Below are 18,706 nucleotides of genomic sequence, written 5' to 3' on the forward strand. Positions count from 1 at the left end.
GATCCCCGGTGGTCTGATTTGTCTCGTTTGGTGATGTGTTCCGGTATGATGAGCTGCGCAATATCGGGTGGGATTCAACAGAGAGAACCATCTCGTCCAAAACGGTTGGTTGTGTTGGTATTGTCGGCGGTGCTGGCTCTCGTTTCGATGGGTGCAGGTCCGCCGGTTCTGACGGGCAGTAGACCTGGCTCGTTGCCTCTGTATGCCAGGCAGATTGACGCCTACCAGGCCGGCCAGCGGGCACCTGTGCTCTCTGCACCTTCAGCCACGCTGGTTGATGTGGACACCGGCAATGTGCTGCTTTCCATTAACCCCGACCTTTCCAGACCGATGGCCAGCACGACCAAGATCATGACGGCTTTGCTGGCTCTTGAACGCGCCGATCTGGCCGACAGGGTTGTAGTGCCTGCCAGCGCGTTGATTGGCGAAGCTTCCATGGGGCTTTTTGCTGGCGAGATCCTGACGGTCGAGGATCTGCTTTGGGGTCTGTTGCTCAATTCAGGGAACGATGCTGCCATGGTCCTGGCAGAGCATGTGGCTGGATCCGAAGAAGCCTTTGTTGTACTTATGAACGAACGGGCGGCCAGCCTTGGAATGTTCAACACCAGGTTTGCCAATCCCCATGGTCTCGACGAGCCGGGACATTTCAGCAGTGCAGAGGATCTCTGGCGCATGACCCAGGCGGCTCTTAGGTATCCCAAGTTTCGCGAGATCGTCGCTACCCAATTCCACACGGTTGCGGGACACTCCCTTTGGAGTCGCAATGAAATGCTGGGCAATGTCGAGGGTGCGGACGGCGTGAAAACAGGCACGACCGATCTGGCCGGACAGTGTCTGGTCGGTTCCGTCACGGGTCCAGGCGGACATCAGGCCGTCTCTGTCGTACTGGGAAGCGGCGATCGTTACGCCGATGCCCAGGCTCTGTTCAGTCACTACGATCGGTTTTACCGTTGGGCACCCCTGCCGCAGATTCAGGGCCAGGCCGCCTGGCAGCGCGGTGCCGATGACCGGCCTTACCGGTTGGTCGCCACTGAAACGCCCGAGTTGTTCCTGCCCGATTGGCAGTGGGATCGCGTCAGGGCACAGGCGGTGATCGATGGCAACGAACCTGCCGGGCAGCAATCGGCCGGCGCCGTGCGCTGGTATCTTGGCGCGCAGCTCCTTGCCGAAGCGCCTGCCATCTGGTCGGCATATTGAGGTGATGGATGACAACTGAACGGTTACAGAAAGTTATGGCCCGGGCAGGCATTGCCTCCAGACGGGCCTGTGAAGAAATCATCGCCGCCGGGCGGGTTAGCGTCAACGGGCGGCAGGTGACTGAAATGGGTGTTAAGGTCGATCCCCGGCAGGATCAGATCATGGTCGATGGTGAGTTGTTGAATGCCCATGGCCGGCCGAAACTGCAACATCTGATGCTTTATAAGCCGCGGGGATATCTTTCCGTCTTCAACGATGATCGCGGGCGTGCGGGATTGGAAGCCCTGGTGGACTCCGACGATCGGCTCTTTCCGGTCGGGAGGTTGGATCAGGATAGCGAGGGGTTAATACTGCTGACCAACGACGGAGAATTGTCACAGCGTTTAAGTCACCCTCGCTATGAGCACCGCAAGTCCTATCTTGTCAAGGTGCATCGGCTGCCGAGTACCGCATCAATGGCACGGTTGCGCAAGGGAATCCAACTCCCTGACGGGTTGACCGCGCCATCACGCTGGCGCCTCCTGGAGGAAGCTCCTTCCTCCTATGAAGATGATGACGAGGACGATGACAGTGTCTGGCTGCACGTTGTCCTCGGGGAAGGTCGCAAACGGCAGATACGGCGCATGGCAAGGGAAGAGAACTTGAGAGTCCTGCGGCTCGTCCGGGTTGGCCTGGGACCCCTGAGGCTGGACCGGGGTCTGGAACCGGGTGATAGCCGCCCTCTTAACGCGACGGAAAAAAAGATCCTGAGAACGACAGTTTTCACGGAACGCCGGCGCCCGCGTTCGCGAGCCAGCGGGTCCTATCCCCATCATCGCAGAGGACGGCCGCGATCCAGGCGCTGAAGCAGCCGTTTTCTGACACGAATCGAGCATGGCATGAGACCGGATGACAAAAAAGAGGTCGCACCCGAGGCGATTCCATCCACCATCGCAATCGATGGACCGGCCGGGTCCGGCAAGAGCACCGTGGGCCAAAGGTTGGCTCAGGCGCTCGGTTATCTTTACTTCGATACGGGCGTGATGTATCGTGCCGTGACCTGGCTTGCCCTCAATCGGGGGGTGTCGGTGGGCGACGAGCGGGTGGTTTCGGAATTGGCAGAACGGATTCCAATCGACGTCGAGCCGCTCACAGAGGATGACGGCCGGCAATTCACCGTCAAGGCTGACGGTGAAGACATCACGTGGTCGATCCGAGAGCCTGATGTTGAAGCCAATGTGTCCCGGGTATCGGCCTATCCTGCGGTGCGGGCGGCGCTGTCGGCCCAGCAACGGCGGATTGCCGGCCGGGGTCGAATTGTCATGGTCGGGCGCGACATCGGCACTGTTGTCATCCCTGGCGCAGACATGAAGATATTCCTGGATGCCTCGGTGGAGGTGAGGGCGCGACGCCGCTGGTCGGAGGAGCAGGCACGCGGCACCCAGCGTCCGTTCCAGGAGGTGCTGGAAGATATACGTTATCGTGACAGAATCGATTCGACCAGGGAGGTGGCTCCCTTGCGTCCTGCTGCTGACGCCTGGGTAATCGATAGTACGGGCCTTTCCGTCGACGAGGTGCTTCGAATAGTGCTCGACGGATTGACAGAAGCACAACCAGACTCAAACTAAGGTACTATGAAGGCTGTACGGTTTAACGGCACGATTCCTCGCTATCTCCTGGGCAAAACCCTCGGCAAGGCTGCGCCGTCAACATTGTGGGGCGGCGCCTCTTGCACCTATTTGGCTGACCTGCCGGAGGAGACACTGCCGGGACCCGAGTGGGTTCGTGTCCGAACAGGATACGGCGGCATTTGTGGCTCCGATCTTGGCGCTATTACCCTGAGTAGCAGTCTCTATTTTGTGTCCTTCACCTCGTTTCCTTTTACACTGGGCCATGAAAATGCAGGCGCACTGGTCGAACTTGGCCCAAACGTGAAAGGTTGGCGAACCGGTGAGCGGGTGATTGTTGAACCGATCTTGTGGTGCCGGCCCCGTGGCTTCGGGGACCTGTGTCCTTTCTGCGAACGAGGCGAAATCAATCTCTGTCAACGCACCGGCGATGGACAACTGGCTGCCGGCGTGCTGATCGGCAATTGCCGCGATACGGGCGGTAGCTGGGGCGAGACCTTTGTGGCTCACGAGTCCCAGCTTTATCGTGTGCCGCCGTCGGTGAGCGACGAAAATGCCCTGATGGTAGAACCTTTCAGTTGTGCCTTGCACGCGGCGCTTTCAGCGCCTCCGGACGACAACGAGACGGTATTGATCGTTGGAGCCGGCACCATTGGGCTGTGTTTGGTAGCCGCGCTCCGGGCCATCGGTTCCAGAGCCCGGATACTGGTACTGGCACGGTATCAATACCAGGCTGACAGCGCGCTGCGCCTGGGCGCCAGTGAAGTCGTCACTTCCGTGCAGGATCAGGACTATCGCTCCACGCTGGCGCAAAAAACCGGCGCCAGGGAGGTAAAACCGTTCATTGGAAAAAACGTCTATATTGGCGGCGCGGATCTTACGTTCGAGTGCGTTGGAAGCGATCAGGCTCTGGACGACGCAATGCGCCTGACAAGGACCGGTGGCCGGGTCATCCTGGTGGGCGCGCCGGGGATCACGAAAGGTGTGGACTGGGCCGTTATCTTTGCCAATGAGCTCAAGGTAAGTTCGGCATTTACCTACAACCATGCGGAAGCATTTGCGGGACGCCAGTGGACGACCTTCGGGCTATCCCTCGATCTGATGGTGCGGGGCATGGTTGATCTTGGCTGGATGATTACCCACCGATTTCAGGTGGATGATTATCGCAGCGCTTTGAAAACATTGAGCGAGCGGTCTCGTAACCAGGTGATCAAAGCTGTGTTTGACTTTAGATAGGGGTATTGAAAAAAAGAACGTTGTTCGATTACTTCACCTTGAACTGTCGAAAACTGTTATGGAGGAAATCATGAATTCAGACTCGTCGTTTGCATTATTGAGCGGGAAACCGGTACACCCATGGCTGCGGCAGTTGCAGGTTGCTTATGTACCCGGTTCCGGTGATGAACTGTCGATCGCAGCGGTGGAGGGAATGCTCAATGAGTTTCAGGCGCAGGGCCACAAGCTACAGTCTAAACCGGATAGGAATACCAGTCTACTCCTGACAACTGTGCCGTTCGGCAAGGTCGTCAATTGGCGACGTTGTCTCACGGTTACCGCTCGAGTCAAATATAGGTTGACGCAGAATCCCACCATAATTACCGTGATTCATGCCACGGAGGACCAGTTTTCAACGCTCCTGGCCCAGTTGGACGAGGCGATTGCCAAACAGCCAGTTGATCCAGCCGATTTTCAATTTCCCGGCCTGGCGTCAACGGCCTGGCAGGTGCTTCTCGAGCAAGGCCAGCGCGGCGGGCCAATTCTGGCTCTGGAACGGGTTGTGCAGGCACAGGCAAAAGGCATTCGAGTGATACTTGTTGTTGGTGATGAGCGACCCCGGACCGCCTACCATTTTGATCTGGTCGGCGCTCATCCGCAGAGTATGGCCGACGATCCGGATCGCTTTTACGAGGATATTGTACTGCGCGTAGTGACCTCTCTCAGTTCCCTTGCGATCAACAAGCATCAGGTGGTTGGCGAACCGCTGTCGCAGAAAACCTGGCTTGAACTGGATACACCAGCGGCGATGATTGCGGCCTCCAGCGAGCTGGGAAAACGTAACTTTTTTACCGACACGGTACACATTTCCGACCTCGTGGACGTGCCCGCGATCGGGGATACCCTGGCAAGCCAGTACAGCGAGGGTTGTTTCGCCACCTGGGATCCCAGGGTTAATGCGCTGGTGGCTACTGTCACGGGCAGCGCACGCCCCGTGGCGAAGGGCGGTATCGGCGATGATGACCTGATCCTTATTGTCGGCGTACGCGAGGACGGCCAGGGCGCATTGGTCAGGAACGTGAAGGGCAAACGCAACGACCCACCCTCAACCGAGGCAGTCGAATTGTATGACCTGGATAATTCATTACCGAGAATAGCGCTCGACGAGTCCTTCGTTTCAGAAGCAGATGTTCCGGTGGTACGTTCGAAGCTCCACGGTCATCGCGGGGTGGCTTCCTTCGATCCCCGTGTGGTCGAGTATGTACCGGTATCTCCCACCTATCAGAACTATCTGGTGACCTGTGGTACAGATACCCAGGCCTGGGCAGTGCGAGATGCTTTTGCAGAATCACAAGCTTTGCTCAATCCGGACGATCCCCGGGATGTGGTGTTTACTATTCTGCCCGGCCACGGCGTTATCTTTGCCGAGAAATGGGTGCCAGGATTCAATCCATTCGAGAGAATTCTCGATTATATGGACGGTGGTCAAATCGCAATCGAGAGTTTGGTTCCGCAGGGCCCGGTTCACTACGAAGCGGACGCCGATGGTCGGATGGTTCTCCAGGACGAATCGCTGATGGTACCGGTAGTTTGATACATCTTCTTTTTGAGTTGATAAGGGTTTGATACTGCCACGGAGATCGTCGGGAAGACGAGAGTTGCATTTTTTGGTGATTTGCGGCACACTAGCCGGGAAATATTTCTTTTCCCCTTCGTTTTCTTCTTCCAGACTCTATACTGCAAACTGCTTGATTCTACGCTTGATGACCTGTAAACGATCAACAAGGAGGTTGGTAACAGTGAAACAGCATCGAACTATCACGATTTTTCTGGCGTTGATGATGATTCTGTCCGGAGTCGTGCCGGTAGTGGCTCTTGCTGCGCCTGCATCAGCGATTTCGCCACAAGCTCAGGTTGAATCGATCCAGATCGATGGCAACAAGGAGGCGGAATGGGGAGAGCCTCTGGCGGAAGATCCCCTTGGTGATATCAGCGAACCTAACCTGGATATGGTGGGGCTCTATGTGGTCGAAGACGCCGACAACCTCTTCGTCGGCCTGGATGCCCTGGCATCGAGCTGGGGCATGGCCTACGGCATCTATCTCGATACCGACAACGCACTGGCGAGCGGTGGCACATCGGATCCGTGGGGACGTGACGTATCGGCGGTGGAGGAGAACCTGCCCGAATTTGCCCTGTATGTCTGGCATCGGGAGGATGATACCATCGAGGATGCCCAGCTTACCACATGGAACGGGTCCGGTTGGGATTATCCCACCTTGACCAGCCTGGGAGGCGAACAGGCCTATGGCGCGGAAAACGACTGGCTGGAGTACAGGATTCCCAAGGCGGCCCTTGGCATTGCTCCTGGCGAGTCCAGCCCTGAGCTCTTTATCGAGGCCTTTAGCACCGGTGGCGGCGGACACGCCCAGGATTCCGTGCCAAGCGATGCCAATGTAAACTTTCCCGACCCCGATTGGGGCCCCGACGTTACTCAGCTTTCAGCCTTCGTTGGTTTTCCTGCAGCTGACGGCGACCTGATGGTCACCTTCCCGGGCAGCTGGCCGTCGGCGGCCGGATTGGGCAACGACTGGGATCCTGCCAATCCCAATATCGTGGGCAGCGACGACAACGGCGATGGTGTCTGGAAATTTGTGACAGACGCCATTCCAGCGGGAGACTATGCTTTCAAGGCCACGATCGGTGGGTCGTGGGACGAAAACTACGGGCTCAACGGCGAACCCAGTGGACCTGATGTGCCCTTCACCGTGGAAGCTGGCGATACGGTTCACTTCTATTACGATCGCAGCGACAACTACGTGGCAAGCCGGCCAGACTACATCATCCCGGCGGTGGCCGGCAACTTCGCCTCGGAAATCGGCGGCCAGGATTGGTCGCCCGATCATCTGATGACCTGGATGAAAGACCCGGACGGCGATGGTGTCTACACGTACACAGCAGAGGATGTTCCCGAAGGCACCTGGAACTACAAGGTGGCTCTCAACGAATCATGGGACGTGTCTTACCCTGCCGGCGACCAGGCTTTCACGGTTCCGGCGGGCGGTGCCGACGTGGTCTTCAGCTATGACAGTGCCACGAACGAAGTAAGTGAGGTTGTGCTGGGCGATGTGCCGGATGGGGACCTGGTCCGGCCGGCGGTCCAGGCACCCATCCAGGACGAAGTGTTCTATTTCACTCTCCCCGACCGTTTCGACAATGGCGATTCCAGTAACGATGAGGGAGATATGCCGGGTGGTACGCTGGCGCAAACGGGCTTCAAGGTGGATGACAAGGCCTTTTTCCATGGCGGCGATCTGGCCGGCCTGAGCGGAAAACTTGACTATATTGCCGGCCTGGGCGCGACTGCTATCTGGATCACACCCGTTTTCCGCAACCAGGCGACTCAGCCCGATAGCACGAGCGCTTTCGGGATTAGCGCGGGCTACCATGGCTATTGGATCCTTGACCAGGAGAACAGCGATCCCCATCTGGGGACCAATGCTGAGCTGCAGGCCTTCATCGATGATGCCCACAGTCGAGGGATCGACGTCTTTTTCGATATCGTCGTCAATCACACGGCCGATGTCATCGATTACGCTGAGGGAGAGAACAGTTATCGCAACAAGACCGACTATCCCTACATGGATGCCGACGGCAATGAATTCGATGATCGCGATTACGCAGGCGGCGATACCTTCCCACCCCTGGATCCAGCCACCAGTTTTCCCTATACGCCGGTCTTTCCCGACCCGGGCGACGACTCGGCCAAAAACCCTGACTGGCTGAACAACCCAATCTACTACCATAACCGCGGCAACTCAACCTTTGCCGGTGAAAGCTCCGAATACGGCGATTTCTTCGGTCTGGATGATCTCTTTACCGAACACCACGACGTAGTGAACGGCTTTCTCGACGTTTTCAAGATGTGGATCGCCGACTATGATGTCGATGGGTTCCGTCTTGATACCGCCAAACATGTCAATATCGAGTTCTGGCAACAGTTTGCGCCGGAGATTCTGGCCTATGCCGAGTCGCTTGGCAAAAGTGATTTCACCATGTTCGGCGAGGTCTTTGATGGCAACGCTGAGAAGATGAGCCGCTATACCACGGAGGGCCAACTGCCGGCCGTGGTGGATTTCGGGCTGCATGGCGCGTCGAATAACTTCGCTGTGCACAGCGGTCCCACCGATAACCTGCGCAACCTCTTTGCCAACGACGACTACTTCACAGATGCCGACAGCAATGCCTATCAACTGGGCAATTTCATCAGCAATCACGACCTGGGTCGTGTGGGCAACGGGCTGCGTTCGGCCCATCCTGGCGCATCCGACGAGGAACTGGTGGATCGGGCTGCGCTCGGATATGGCTTGCTCTACTTCGCCCGGGGATTCCCCATTGTCTATTACGGCGACGAGCAGGGATTTGTGGGCGGCAACGACAAGCTTGGCCGCGAGGACATGATGCCCAGCCAGGTGCCTGAGTACAATGCGTACGACCTGATCGGCACCGATGCCACTACCGCCGATGCCAACTTCGATCCCGGGCATCCAGTTCACCAGGCTTTGGTCGACTACGCTGCGCTGCTCGAGGATAACCTGGCCCTGCGCCGCGGCGCCCAGATCCATCGGTACAGCACCGACAGCGATGGAATCTACGCCTTCTCCCGCATCGAGCGCGGGGAGAAGGTCGAATACATCCTCGCCTTCAACAACGCTGCAGCTGACAGGCAGGCTACCTTTGCCACCTTCACCCCCGACGGTGAGTTCGCTTCCGTCTTCCCCGGCGGCGCTCCGCCGATCAGCAGTAACGGGGCTGGTGAGGTTACGGTGGATGTTCCCGGTCTCTCGTTCGTGATCTACCGGGCTGGACAGGCAGTGCCCGCCAGCGCTGTCGCTCCCGATCCGACCTTCACATCGCCTGAGGCGGGCGCTGAGATCTACGGGCGCAGCGAGATTGCTGTCGATCTTGATGAGGAGAAGTTCGTTGAGGTCACCTTCGCCGTCAAGCAGGGTGATAACGACTGGCAGATCATTGGCACCGATACCAATGCACCCTTCAGGGTCTTTTTTGACGTGAGCGGAATCCCAACGGGCACCGGATTGACTTTCCGGGCGATAAGTAACGACCTGTCGGGGAACCTGAGTTCAATCAGCCTGAACGCTGTGGTCGGGGAAGAGCCGCCAGGCCCCACCGAAGGTGCCGGGTATGCCATCATGCACTACTACCGGTCGGATGGCGATTACGGTGACCATACCACTGGCGACTACAACGATTACTGGGGCTTGCATCTGTGGGGCGATGCCATCGATCCTTCGGAGGCGACCGAGTGGACTTCCCCCAAACCTTTCCTGGGTGAGGATGCCTATGGTCGCTTCGCCTGGATCAAGCTGACTGATCCGACGCAGCCGATCAACTTCATCATCCACCGGGGCGATGTCAAGGACGGCACCGACCAGGACCGCAGCTTCCATCCGATTCAGGATGGTCCGGAGATCTGGTTGCAGCAGGATGATGGCAGTTTCTACACCCTTCAGGCGGATGCCCAGGGATTTGCCACGATTCATTACCACCGGCCCGGTGGCGACTACGGTGACTATGGAAGCAACGACTACAACGACTTCTGGGGCCTGCACCTGTGGGGCGATGCCATCGATCCCTCGGAAGCCACGGGTTGGACCAGCCCGCGCAAGCCCGACTCGACCGATGATTACGGCGTGCGTTTCGATATCCTGCTGCAGGACAGCTCCCAATCGCTGAACTTCATCATCCACAAAGGGGATGTCAAGGACCCGGCAGACAGCCCGGACCGCTCGTTTGTGCCGGCAGAGCTGGCCACGGTCTGGCTGCAACAGGATGAACTGGAAAATTACCCGCAACGAGGCGCTGCTGAGGGTTTCGCCCTCCTGCACTATCGCCGCGATGCAGGCGACTACGGCGATTACACCAGTAACGACTACAACGATTTCTGGGGCATGCACACCTGGGGCGATACCAATGACCCAGGCTGGACCACGCCGCGGAAACCGGTGGCCCAGGATCTCTTTGGCGTGATCTTCCAGGTCGAACTCTTTGAGGATGCCCAGCAGATCGGCTACATCCTGCACCGGGGCGACGAAAAGGATCCGGGCCCTGACCAAACCTGGGTTTTCGCCGACAGCGGATACGAGGCCTGGCAGCTGCAAGGTGCTGATCCCGAGAATCCCTATATCCTACCCGTGCCCGACGTGGGTGGTGCCAGCCCGGGTAATATCGACGAACAGCAGGCCTATTGGGTAAACGAGGAGACGATTGCCTGGTCTGCCGGCGATCAGACCGCCAATACCTTCACCCTGCATTATGCGCCCGAGGGTGGCCTTGAGGCGACAGACCAGGGCATCACGGGTGGCATGTTTGTCACCCTGATCCCCGACCCGGCGGGTCTGCCCACCGAGGTTCGGGAGAAATTCCCGCATCTGGCCGGGCTTCCGGCTCTCAAGATCGCACCTGAGGACCTGCCAATGGTGCCGGATATCCTGAAGGGACAGATCGCCGTATCGGCAGTCAATGCCGATGGTCTTTCCCAGAACGCCACCGGGCTGCAGATACCGGGCGTCCTGGACGATCTGTACACCTATGATGGTGAGCTGGGAGTCAGTTGGGATGCGGGCGTGCCCACCGTGGGTCTCTGGGCGCCTACCGCCAGGTCGGTGACGCTGCACCTCTATGGCGATTCCGATCCGGCAACGGTCGGCACCGCCTACCCGATGACATGGGATGGCGCCAACGGTGTCTGGACGGTGGCTGGCGATCCCGGTTGGATGGGCCAGTTCTACCTGTTCGAGGTTGAGGTATATGTCCACAGCACCCAGCAGGTGGAACACAACATGGTGAGCGATCCCTACTCGCTGAACCTGTCGATGAACAGTGCGCGCAGTCAACTGGTGGATCTTTCCGATCCGGCGCTGGCGCCCGAGGGTTGGGACAGCCATGAAAAGCCGCCGCTGGCAGCGCCCGAGGATATCAGTATCTACGAGATCCACATGCGGGATTTCAGTGTCAACGATCAAACGGTGCCGGAAGAACTCCGTGGCACCTTCAAGGCGTTCACCCTGGCGGATACCAACGGCATCAATCATCTGAAAGCCCTGGAGCGCGCGGGCTTGACCCATCTCCACTTGTTGCCGGTCTTTGATATCGCAACGATCAATGAAAACAAGGCCGAGTGGCAGGAACCGGACTGGGACGAACTGGCTACCTACCCACCCGACTCCGAACAACAGCAGGCACTGGTAACTGCCACTGAGAACGACGATGGCTTCAACTGGGGCTACGATCCGTGGCATTACACCACACCCGAAGGCAGCTATGCGACCGATCCGGAAGGTGTGACGCGCATCATCGAGTACCGGGAGATGGTCAAGGCGCTCAATGACATGGGCCTGCGGGTGGTGATGGATGTGGTCTATAACCATACCAATTCTGCCGGTCAGGCGGAAAAATCAGTCCTCGACCGCATCGTGCCCGGCTACTATCATCGCCTGAACGATAAAGGCCAGGTGGAGACCAGCACCTGCTGCCCGAACACGGCCACCGAGTACAACATGATGGAAAAACTCATGATCGACTCGCTGGTCATCTGGGCCGCCGAATATCAGATCGACGCCTTCCGCTTCGATCTGATGGGCCATCATATGAAACGCAATATGCTCAACGTCCGGGATGCCCTGGATAGTCTGACCATAGCAGATGATGGCGTCGACGGTCAGTCAATCTACATCTACGGCGAGGGCTGGAACTTCGGCGAAGTGGCAGACGACGCCCGCGGTGAGAATGCAACCCAACTCAACATGGCAGGAACGGGCATCGGTACCTTCAGTGATCGTTTGCGCGATGCCGTGCGCGGCGGCGGTCCCTTCGATGGCGGCGACGACCTGGTCCGCCGGCAGGGCTTCGCCAATGGTCTTTTCTACGATCCGAATGCCATGAACAGTGGATCGCAGGAGGAATTGGATACGCTCTTGCTGAATTCTGACCAGATTCGAGTTGGCATGGCGGGCAATCTGGCGGGATACGAGTTCGTCGACCGCTATGGTAATCTGGTCACCGGTGCCGATGTCGATTACAACGGTTCCCCGGCCGGCTACACGGAAGATCCCCAGGAGGACATTACCTACATCAGCAAACACGACAACCAGACCCTGTACGACATCAACACCTACAAGGTTCCGATCGGTGTGTCGATGGCCGACCGTGTACGTGTTCAGAATGTGGGCCTGGCAACAGTCTTGCTGGGCCAGGGTGTACCCTTCATGCATGCCGGCAGTGACCTGCTGCGTTCCAAGTCGCTGGACCGGGATAGCTACAACTCAGGCGACTGGTTCAACAAACTGGACTTCACTTACGCCGATAACAACTTTGGTGTGGGCCTGCCGGTGGCTGGCAAGAACCAGGACAACTGGCCTCTCATGCAGCCGCTACTGGCCGATCCGGCCCTGAAGCCCGCCATGGGTAATATCGAGTTTGGCGCGGCGCTTTACCAGGAACTGTTGAAGATTCGCTACAGCTCGCCCCTGTTCCGCCTGCAGACAGCGCAGGACATCCAGGAGCGGGTCCTCTTCCACAACACCGGACCTGACCAGCAGCCAGGCCTGATTGTCGCGACGCTCTCTGATGCGCCCGAGCCAGATGTGGACCCAGGACGAGAGCTGATCGTTGTGCTGATCAATGCCAACGATGAACCTCAGACATTCAGTGCTGACTCGCTGATCGGTCAGGAACTGCGTCTGCATCCTGTGCAGCAAAACTCGGTGGACGAGGTAGTGAAATCCACGACCTTTGACGGCACTGCTGGCATGTTTGCGGTGCCAGGTCGTACGGCCGCCGTTTTCACCGACGGTGATCTGATAGCAGGTGAGATCATCCAGACGTCCAGCACGAGTCCTGTGGTTCAGGGCACGTTTATCGATATCGACGTGACACTGACCAATAATACCGGCGAGGACATCGACGATATGTTCGCCATTGTACCGATCGATCCTGCTACCGAGTATGTCATGGGCAGCGCCTACGGTGGCGCCACGCCGCTGACCTCCGCCGCTGCCATGCAGATGGGCATGGAGCGAGGCCTGCAAAGCCTGATCGACCTGGCTGGCGACGGCGATCCCGACGAGGTGGTTGCCGTAGCTTTCATGGGCGATGTCGGGTCCGGCGAAACGGTCGACTTCGGCTTCACCGTCCAGGTCGTCAGCGAAACCGGCAGCGTGCAGCACTCGGTCGCCATCTTCGACGGCGCCACCTTCCTCCAGGAGTTCACCAGCGACGAGATCGAGATCGTCGACAACGGCGACTACACCATCAACCGCTCCAGGCGCTTCGACATCGTGCGGGACACCTTCATCGATGGCGATCGCCCCACCACCTGGTTCGGCACCAGCGTCACCATGTGGGTCGGCTTTTACGACGAGATGCGGCCGATCATGCACGCCCCCATCAGTGGCATCCCGGGCGATGCAGCCATCGACGTCGGCTATCTCTACACCTACATTACCGAGGGACGGGGCTTCTACATGTGGCCCGGCTCGGTGATCAACGCCAGTGTCCATGCCCTCAGCACCGAGTGGCTACCCTACCCGGCCAACTGGGTCATGCCCTGGTCGGCGCCCGGCGGCGACTTCGGTCCCGTCGTCGATACCAACCACATCGGCTCGGGCAAGATCGGCACCTGGCTACGTCTTGACATCACCGAGATCGCCGAGGACATCGTGCGCGGCGCTCCTAACTACGGCTTCATCCTGACGTCCGACGACGACCATGGCGTGCGCTATGGTCTGGCAACTCAGGACTACTGGGACCCGAGCAAGGTTGGTTACGTCCGGGTTTTGTATCGCACCGCGGACTGAGAGATCTGAAGCGCGTGAAGTGAGGGGCCATCCGCGAATATTAGAAGTCCGACTTCTCCAGGAAGTCGGACTTCTTCTGATGACGGATGCGCGGCGACATGGAGACAGAGGATCAGATTATCAGAGTGGCAGAGACTCAGGCTGATTACTGAAACTCCGAGACTCTGAGACTCCGACTCCGGCCCTCCGAAACACGCCAACCAACTCAACTAAGGAGCATCCAACCATGTGTGGAATCGTGGGGTACGTCGGACCGCGCGCGGCGACGCCGATTGTGATCAACGGCCTTCAGCGCCTGGAGTATCGCGGCTACGACTCGGCCGGCATCGCGGTCTACCAGGACGGTGTAATTGAGGTGCGCAAGGACGTCGGGAAACTCTCCAACCTGATCGCATTACTGGCAGAACGGCCGACCAACGGACATCTGGCGGTGGGGCATACACGCTGGGCAACCCACGGCAAACCAAATGAGCAGAACGCCCATCCGCACAGTGATGACTCTGGCGAGATCGTCGTTGTTCAAAACGGCATTGTGGAAAACTTCCGGGAGTTGAGGGACGGGCTGGAGGCAGAGGGGGTGATCTTCCAATCCGACACGGACACCGAGGTAATCGTTCATCTGATTTCGCTGCATTACTCCCGGGATGGCGGTCTCGCCGAAGCTGTGGGCAAGGCGTTGGGCTACCTGAAGGGTCCCAGCGCCATTGTCGTCATGAGCAGTCGAGAACCCGACCGGCTGGTGGCGGCGCGGCTGGGAAACGCTGGTGGGATCGCGATTGGTCTCGGCCAGGGGGAAAACTTCGTGGCGTCTGACATCCCGGCCATCCTGGAGCATACCAGGCGAATGGTCTTCCTTGAAAGCCGTCAGATGGCCACTGTCACCGGCGACGCTGTCGGGATCCAGACACTGGAAGGCGCTGCGGTCGACCCGGAGATTCATGACATTCCCTGGGACCCTGTGTCGGCTGCCAAGGGCGAATACCGCCATTTCATGCAGAAGGAGATATTTGAGCAGGCGCGATCTGTAACCGACACGATTCGAGGTCGAGTCGACTTTGCATCTGGTGAGGTTGTTCTGGAAGACCTGAATCTGAGTGCGGAACAGGCCTGCCGTTTCGATCGTATCGTGATTGTCGCCTGCGGCACCTCGGCCTATTCCGGGCTGGTTGGCAAGTTTCTCTTTGAAACGATCGCTGGATTGCCCACCGAAGTGGATTACGCGTCGGAATTCCGCTACCGCGATTCTATCATCGACGATCGGACCATGGTCCTTGCCATCACCCAATCGGGCGAGACGGTGGATACTCTGGCGGCCATGGAGGAGGGGCAGGAAAAGGGTGCCTGGCTCTGCAGCATTGTTAACGCGATCGGCAGCCAGGCGGCCAGGATGGCGTCTACGACAAGATGGTCAGCCAGATCGAGCAGGTCAAGGCTCGCAGCGGCATCGTGATAGCCATCGCCAGCGAAGGGGACGATTTCATCGCAAGCAAGGCCGATCATGTCGTCTATATTCCAAAGGCATCGCCGTTGCTAACCCCTGTCCTGTCGGTTGTGCCGCTCCAGCGCCTGGCGTATGAGATCGCCGTCTGGCGCGGGGCTGATGTCGACCAGCCGCGCAATCTGGCAAAAAGCGTCACTGTGGAGTAAGATTGGTACTGGAGTGTACCGATAGTGACTCACCTACAACTGCAGGCGATTGATGTAACCCTGCGCAGCCGGCACGGCACTCGTCTGGTCGAAGTCAGGGCGCTCGACGATGCATGGTTGACTGTGCGGGCCGGCGAAACCATGGGCGTGATTGGTCCCACGGGCTGCGGAAAGTCGACCCTGCTTCGAGTCATTGCCGGTTTGATACAGCCGGATGCCGGAAAAGTTATCATCGATGGGCAAGACCAGCGTGGCGTGCCGACTCGAGAGCGCGGAATCGGCATGGTGTTCCAGGATTACGCGCTCTACTCCCACTGGAATGTATGGAACAACCTGGCCTTCTATTTCAGGTTGCGCCGCCGGGTCGACGAGGTGCCCGCCAGAGTTCACGAGGCGGCAGACATCCTCGGGGTCAACTTCGAGTACCTTCTCTGGCGAAAGCCAGGTCACCTCTCGGTAGGACAACGCCAGCAGGTTGCTATCGCACGCTGCCTGGTCCGCGATCCACGCCTGTTTCTAATGGACGAGCCCTTTGCCAACCTGGACGCGGCGCAGCGCCAGCGCGCCCGGTTGATGCTGAAGCGGATGCTGCTGCGTTTCAAGATTACGACGGTGCATGTGACCCACGATCAACAGGAGGCCGCAGCCCTCTGTGACCGGGTGGCCTTCATGGAAGCGGGTCACATCAGGCAGGTTGACACCTTCCGTAATCTGCTGAACTGGCCTATCGCTCTTGACACTGCCCAGTTTGTCACCGAACCTGGGTCCACATTCATCGAAGGCGCTTGTCTTGAGGGGCATTTTGCCTGCCCCGCCTTCAGCGTTCCATTGCCCTCGCACGTGCTTGTGAGAACGAGCCGGGGACAAGGCATGACCCTTCGAGTCCGTCCCGGTGCCGTGAGCCCTGCACCATATTCTGATGCCGCAGCACAGCCATTTATCCCGGTGCGGGCTGAGGTGACCTGGATCGAACCACTGCCCATGCACCGTCTCCAGCGGGTTAGCTGCCAGGCGGGAAAGGTACCGCTGACGGTGGAACTGTCACAGGAGGTCCCAGTGCGGAATGGGGAAAAGATTCAGCTCGTCATAGACCCGGGCAAGGTCGATTTCTTCGACACGACAAGCGGCGCAAACCTGGCCTTGCGAGCCGCAGATGCCGCGTAGCCCGAGCTCATTCCCGTTTCCATGGTAAATCGAGATTCTCGTCGCCCGTTGCGCATAGCCATCGCTGCACCTTTCGCAATTCATCCCAAGGGCACAACGCTGTGGCGGGTTTTACCTCTGGCTCGAGCCCTGGCAGAGGCAGGACATGCCGTCAGGGTTGTGATTCCGCCCTACGATTGGCCCTGCCACGGGGGCACGAGGTGGTGGATGGATGGCGTCGATGTCTTCAATGTGCCGGTGCCAGGTCGCCTCGATCCATCGGGTATTCAGCAGGTAACGCGACAGATCACCCGATCGGTGATGCAGTGGCAACCTGATCTGGTTCACCTCTTCAAACCAAAGGGATTTGGGGGGATTACAGCCGCGTTACTGGCTGTCCGGACATCCGTGCCCTGGGTAATGGACGCCGATGACTGGGAGGCAGGCTGGAACCAAAGGATGTCTTATCCTGCCATCTGGCGGCGCTTTTTCGCCTGGCAGGAGCGTTGGGGTCTGCGATCAGCTGGGGCGGTGACGGCAGCCAGCCATTGGCTCGTCGGGTTTGCCAGGGGGTTGCGAGGCGGCTCCGACGGGGTGTTGTACCTGCCGAATCGGGTCAGTCCGCAAATAGCCAGCAATTCGCATAGTCATAATGCTATGGCTCGGCAGCATGCACCCGCGATGACGGCCGGCGGACGTCCTCCACGGGTGCTTCTTTTCACGCGCTTCGTGGAGCACACGCCTGATCTGGTCTGGCGTGTCTGGCGACGAGTTCTGGCAGAGCAACCTGCTGCGGAACTGTTGGTGGGTGGTGCCGGAAGCAGTGGGGAGCAGCAGCAGCTTCTGGCGTTGGCCCGTAAGCACGGGGCGGAAAGCTCAATTCGATTGCTGGGCTGGGTGCCGGCCTCTTCGCTCCCCGGGCTGTTTGGTGCGGTCGACGCAGGGCTATTGCCCGTGATCGATCAGCCTCTCAATCGCGCCAAGAGTCCCATGCGGCTGCTCGATCTGCTGGCTGCAGGCGTGCCGGTGGCAACGAATGGGGTCGGGGAATACGGTCGTTTCGTCAACGAGTCGGACGGTGGGCTGGTGGTGGCGCCGGCGGATTGGCAGGGCCTGGCAAATGGCGTTCTGCGGCTGCTAGGGGAGGTGGATCTGCGGCGGAGATTACGATCACAAGGCATTCAGTGGTCGCAGAGGAACGGATGGCCCAAGGCAGTTCCGGAGCTGGAGGAACTGTATTGGCAATTGTGTTGAATTCAGGAATTGCCTGCGGCATGGGTCGTCGGTATAATCGTGCAATGTCTCAGAAAAGCAGTGCATCTGCCACAAATGCCGTCGATGGGTCAGCCAGGACAGAGGGTAGCGGCGCCGGCTGGCGCTGGTGGTTTCTCCTCATCGGCTGGATGCTGGTGATTTTCTTCCTTTCGGCCCAGCCCGATTTCACTTTTTCGCCCGTGGCGCTGGAAGGCGAGATTCTCTCGCTGATGGCCCACGGTATCGAGTTCGGCGTGCTGGCCGGGCTGACATGGCTCGCCGTCCAAAAAACGCCACGGCTGGCGGCCTACGCCGTCACCATTGCGATCGCCGCGGCGATTCTCTATGGCATGTCCGACGAACTGCATCAGGCTTTCGTGCCCGGCCGGGTGCCCGATGTCCGTGATCTGATCGCTGATGCAATGGGTGCCGGTCTGGCCGTGTTGTTGGTGACCTGGTACTCCCACCGCAGAGACTCCAGGACAGGGGGGTTGCCGCGCAAATGAGCGTCTGGCTCACCTGGTCAAACGCCAATGGCCAGCAAGGCCCCTTTGCGATAACTGGGCGGAACTGGTAGAATAACCGTAACCGAAGGCTCCCACCCACAGGAATGATATGTCATGGCTTCAACACTCGATTCAAAGACCCTGCGCGCTCTGGTTGATCTGGAAAACGATCAATCGACTTCCGGAATCGTCGCCCCCCAGCTCTACATCAACCGCGAGTTGAGTTGGCTGGAGTTCAACCGTCGCGTGTTGGAGGAAG

12 protein-coding genes are annotated in these 18,706 nt (G+C 58.8%); all 12 read left to right on the forward strand.

The window, feature by feature from the left end; genetic code table 11:
* The first annotated feature begins 45 nt into the window (after positions 1-45).
* Entirely contained in the window at positions 46-1,197 is a 1,152-nt protein-coding gene (locus U9R25_20035) for a D-alanyl-D-alanine carboxypeptidase family protein (GenBank protein ID MEA3338184.1), read from the forward strand.
* Between the two features lie 8 nt (positions 1,198-1,205).
* On the forward strand, positions 1,206-2,042 hold the full coding sequence (locus U9R25_20040) for a pseudouridine synthase (GenBank protein MEA3338185.1): 837 nt from the start codon (positions 1,206-1,208) through the stop codon (positions 2,040-2,042).
* Between the two features lie 33 nt (positions 2,043-2,075).
* Positions 2,076-2,804, forward strand: a complete 729-nt coding sequence (gene cmk, locus U9R25_20045) for a (d)CMP kinase (GenBank protein ID MEA3338186.1) — start codon at positions 2,076-2,078, stop codon at positions 2,802-2,804.
* 6 nt (positions 2,805-2,810) lie between these two features.
* Positions 2,811-4,040 carry a zinc-binding dehydrogenase gene (locus tag U9R25_20050; protein MEA3338187.1) on the forward strand — a complete coding sequence of 410 codons (1,230 nt, stop codon included), beginning with the start codon at positions 2,811-2,813 and terminating at the stop codon, positions 4,038-4,040.
* 70 nt (positions 4,041-4,110) lie between these two features.
* Positions 4,111-5,613, forward strand: coding sequence for a hypothetical protein (locus U9R25_20055; protein ID MEA3338188.1), 1,503 nt, complete (start codon positions 4,111-4,113; stop codon positions 5,611-5,613).
* A 205-nt stretch (positions 5,614-5,818) separates the two neighbouring features.
* Entirely contained in the window at positions 5,819-13,897 is an 8,079-nt protein-coding gene (gene pulA, locus U9R25_20060; GenBank protein ID MEA3338189.1) for a pullulanase-type alpha-1,6-glucosidase, read from the forward strand.
* A gap of 226 nt (positions 13,898-14,123) precedes the next feature.
* Complete coding sequence (glmS, locus tag U9R25_20065) at positions 14,124-15,347, forward strand: glutamine--fructose-6-phosphate transaminase (isomerizing) (GenBank protein ID MEA3338190.1); 1,224 nt, start codon at positions 14,124-14,126, stop codon at positions 15,345-15,347.
* Complete coding sequence (locus U9R25_20070; GenBank protein MEA3338191.1) at positions 15,302-15,544, forward strand: SIS domain-containing protein; 243 nt, start codon at positions 15,302-15,304, stop codon at positions 15,542-15,544. The genes glmS and U9R25_20070 overlap by 46 nt, the downstream gene beginning before the upstream one ends.
* A 24-nt stretch (positions 15,545-15,568) precedes the next feature.
* Positions 15,569-16,708 carry an ABC transporter ATP-binding protein gene (locus U9R25_20075; protein ID MEA3338192.1) on the forward strand — a complete coding sequence of 380 codons (1,140 nt, stop codon included), beginning with the start codon at positions 15,569-15,571 and terminating at the stop codon, positions 16,706-16,708.
* Between the two features lie 21 nt (positions 16,709-16,729).
* Positions 16,730-17,941, forward strand: a complete 1,212-nt coding sequence (locus tag U9R25_20080; protein MEA3338193.1) for a glycosyltransferase family 4 protein — start codon at positions 16,730-16,732, stop codon at positions 17,939-17,941.
* A gap of 44 nt (positions 17,942-17,985) precedes the next feature.
* Positions 17,986-18,447 carry a VanZ family protein gene (locus U9R25_20085; protein MEA3338194.1) on the forward strand — a complete coding sequence of 154 codons (462 nt, stop codon included), beginning with the start codon at positions 17,986-17,988 and terminating at the stop codon, positions 18,445-18,447.
* A gap of 150 nt (positions 18,448-18,597) precedes the next feature.
* A partial coding sequence (locus U9R25_20090; protein ID MEA3338195.1) for a hypothetical protein occupies positions 18,598-18,706 on the forward strand: 109 nt, incomplete at its 3' end.

It is taken from the genome of Chloroflexota bacterium (assembly GCA_034717495.1).
Taxonomy (GTDB): domain Bacteria; phylum Chloroflexota; class Anaerolineae; order JAAEKA01; family JAAEKA01; genus JAYELL01.

Bases quoted from the DNA above. Each gene is read 5' to 3' on its own strand.
- U9R25_20035 (MEA3338184.1), top strand. From the start codon at position 46: ATGATGAGCTGCGCAATATCGGGTGGGATTCAACAGAGAGAACCATCT.
- U9R25_20040 (MEA3338185.1), top strand. From the start codon at position 1,206: ATGACAACTGAACGGTTACAGAAAGTTATGGCCCGGGCAGGCATTGCC.
- cmk (MEA3338186.1), top strand. From the start codon at position 2,076: ATGAGACCGGATGACAAAAAAGAGGTCGCACCCGAGGCGATTCCATCC.
- U9R25_20050 (MEA3338187.1), top strand. From the start codon at position 2,811: ATGAAGGCTGTACGGTTTAACGGCACGATTCCTCGCTATCTCCTGGGC.
- U9R25_20055 (MEA3338188.1), top strand. From the start codon at position 4,111: ATGAATTCAGACTCGTCGTTTGCATTATTGAGCGGGAAACCGGTACAC.
- glmS (MEA3338190.1), top strand. From the start codon at position 14,124: ATGTGTGGAATCGTGGGGTACGTCGGACCGCGCGCGGCGACGCCGATT.
- U9R25_20070 (MEA3338191.1), top strand. From the start codon at position 15,302: ATGGTCAGCCAGATCGAGCAGGTCAAGGCTCGCAGCGGCATCGTGATA.
- U9R25_20080 (MEA3338193.1), top strand. From the start codon at position 16,730: ATGGTAAATCGAGATTCTCGTCGCCCGTTGCGCATAGCCATCGCTGCA.
- U9R25_20085 (MEA3338194.1), top strand. From the start codon at position 17,986: ATGTCTCAGAAAAGCAGTGCATCTGCCACAAATGCCGTCGATGGGTCA.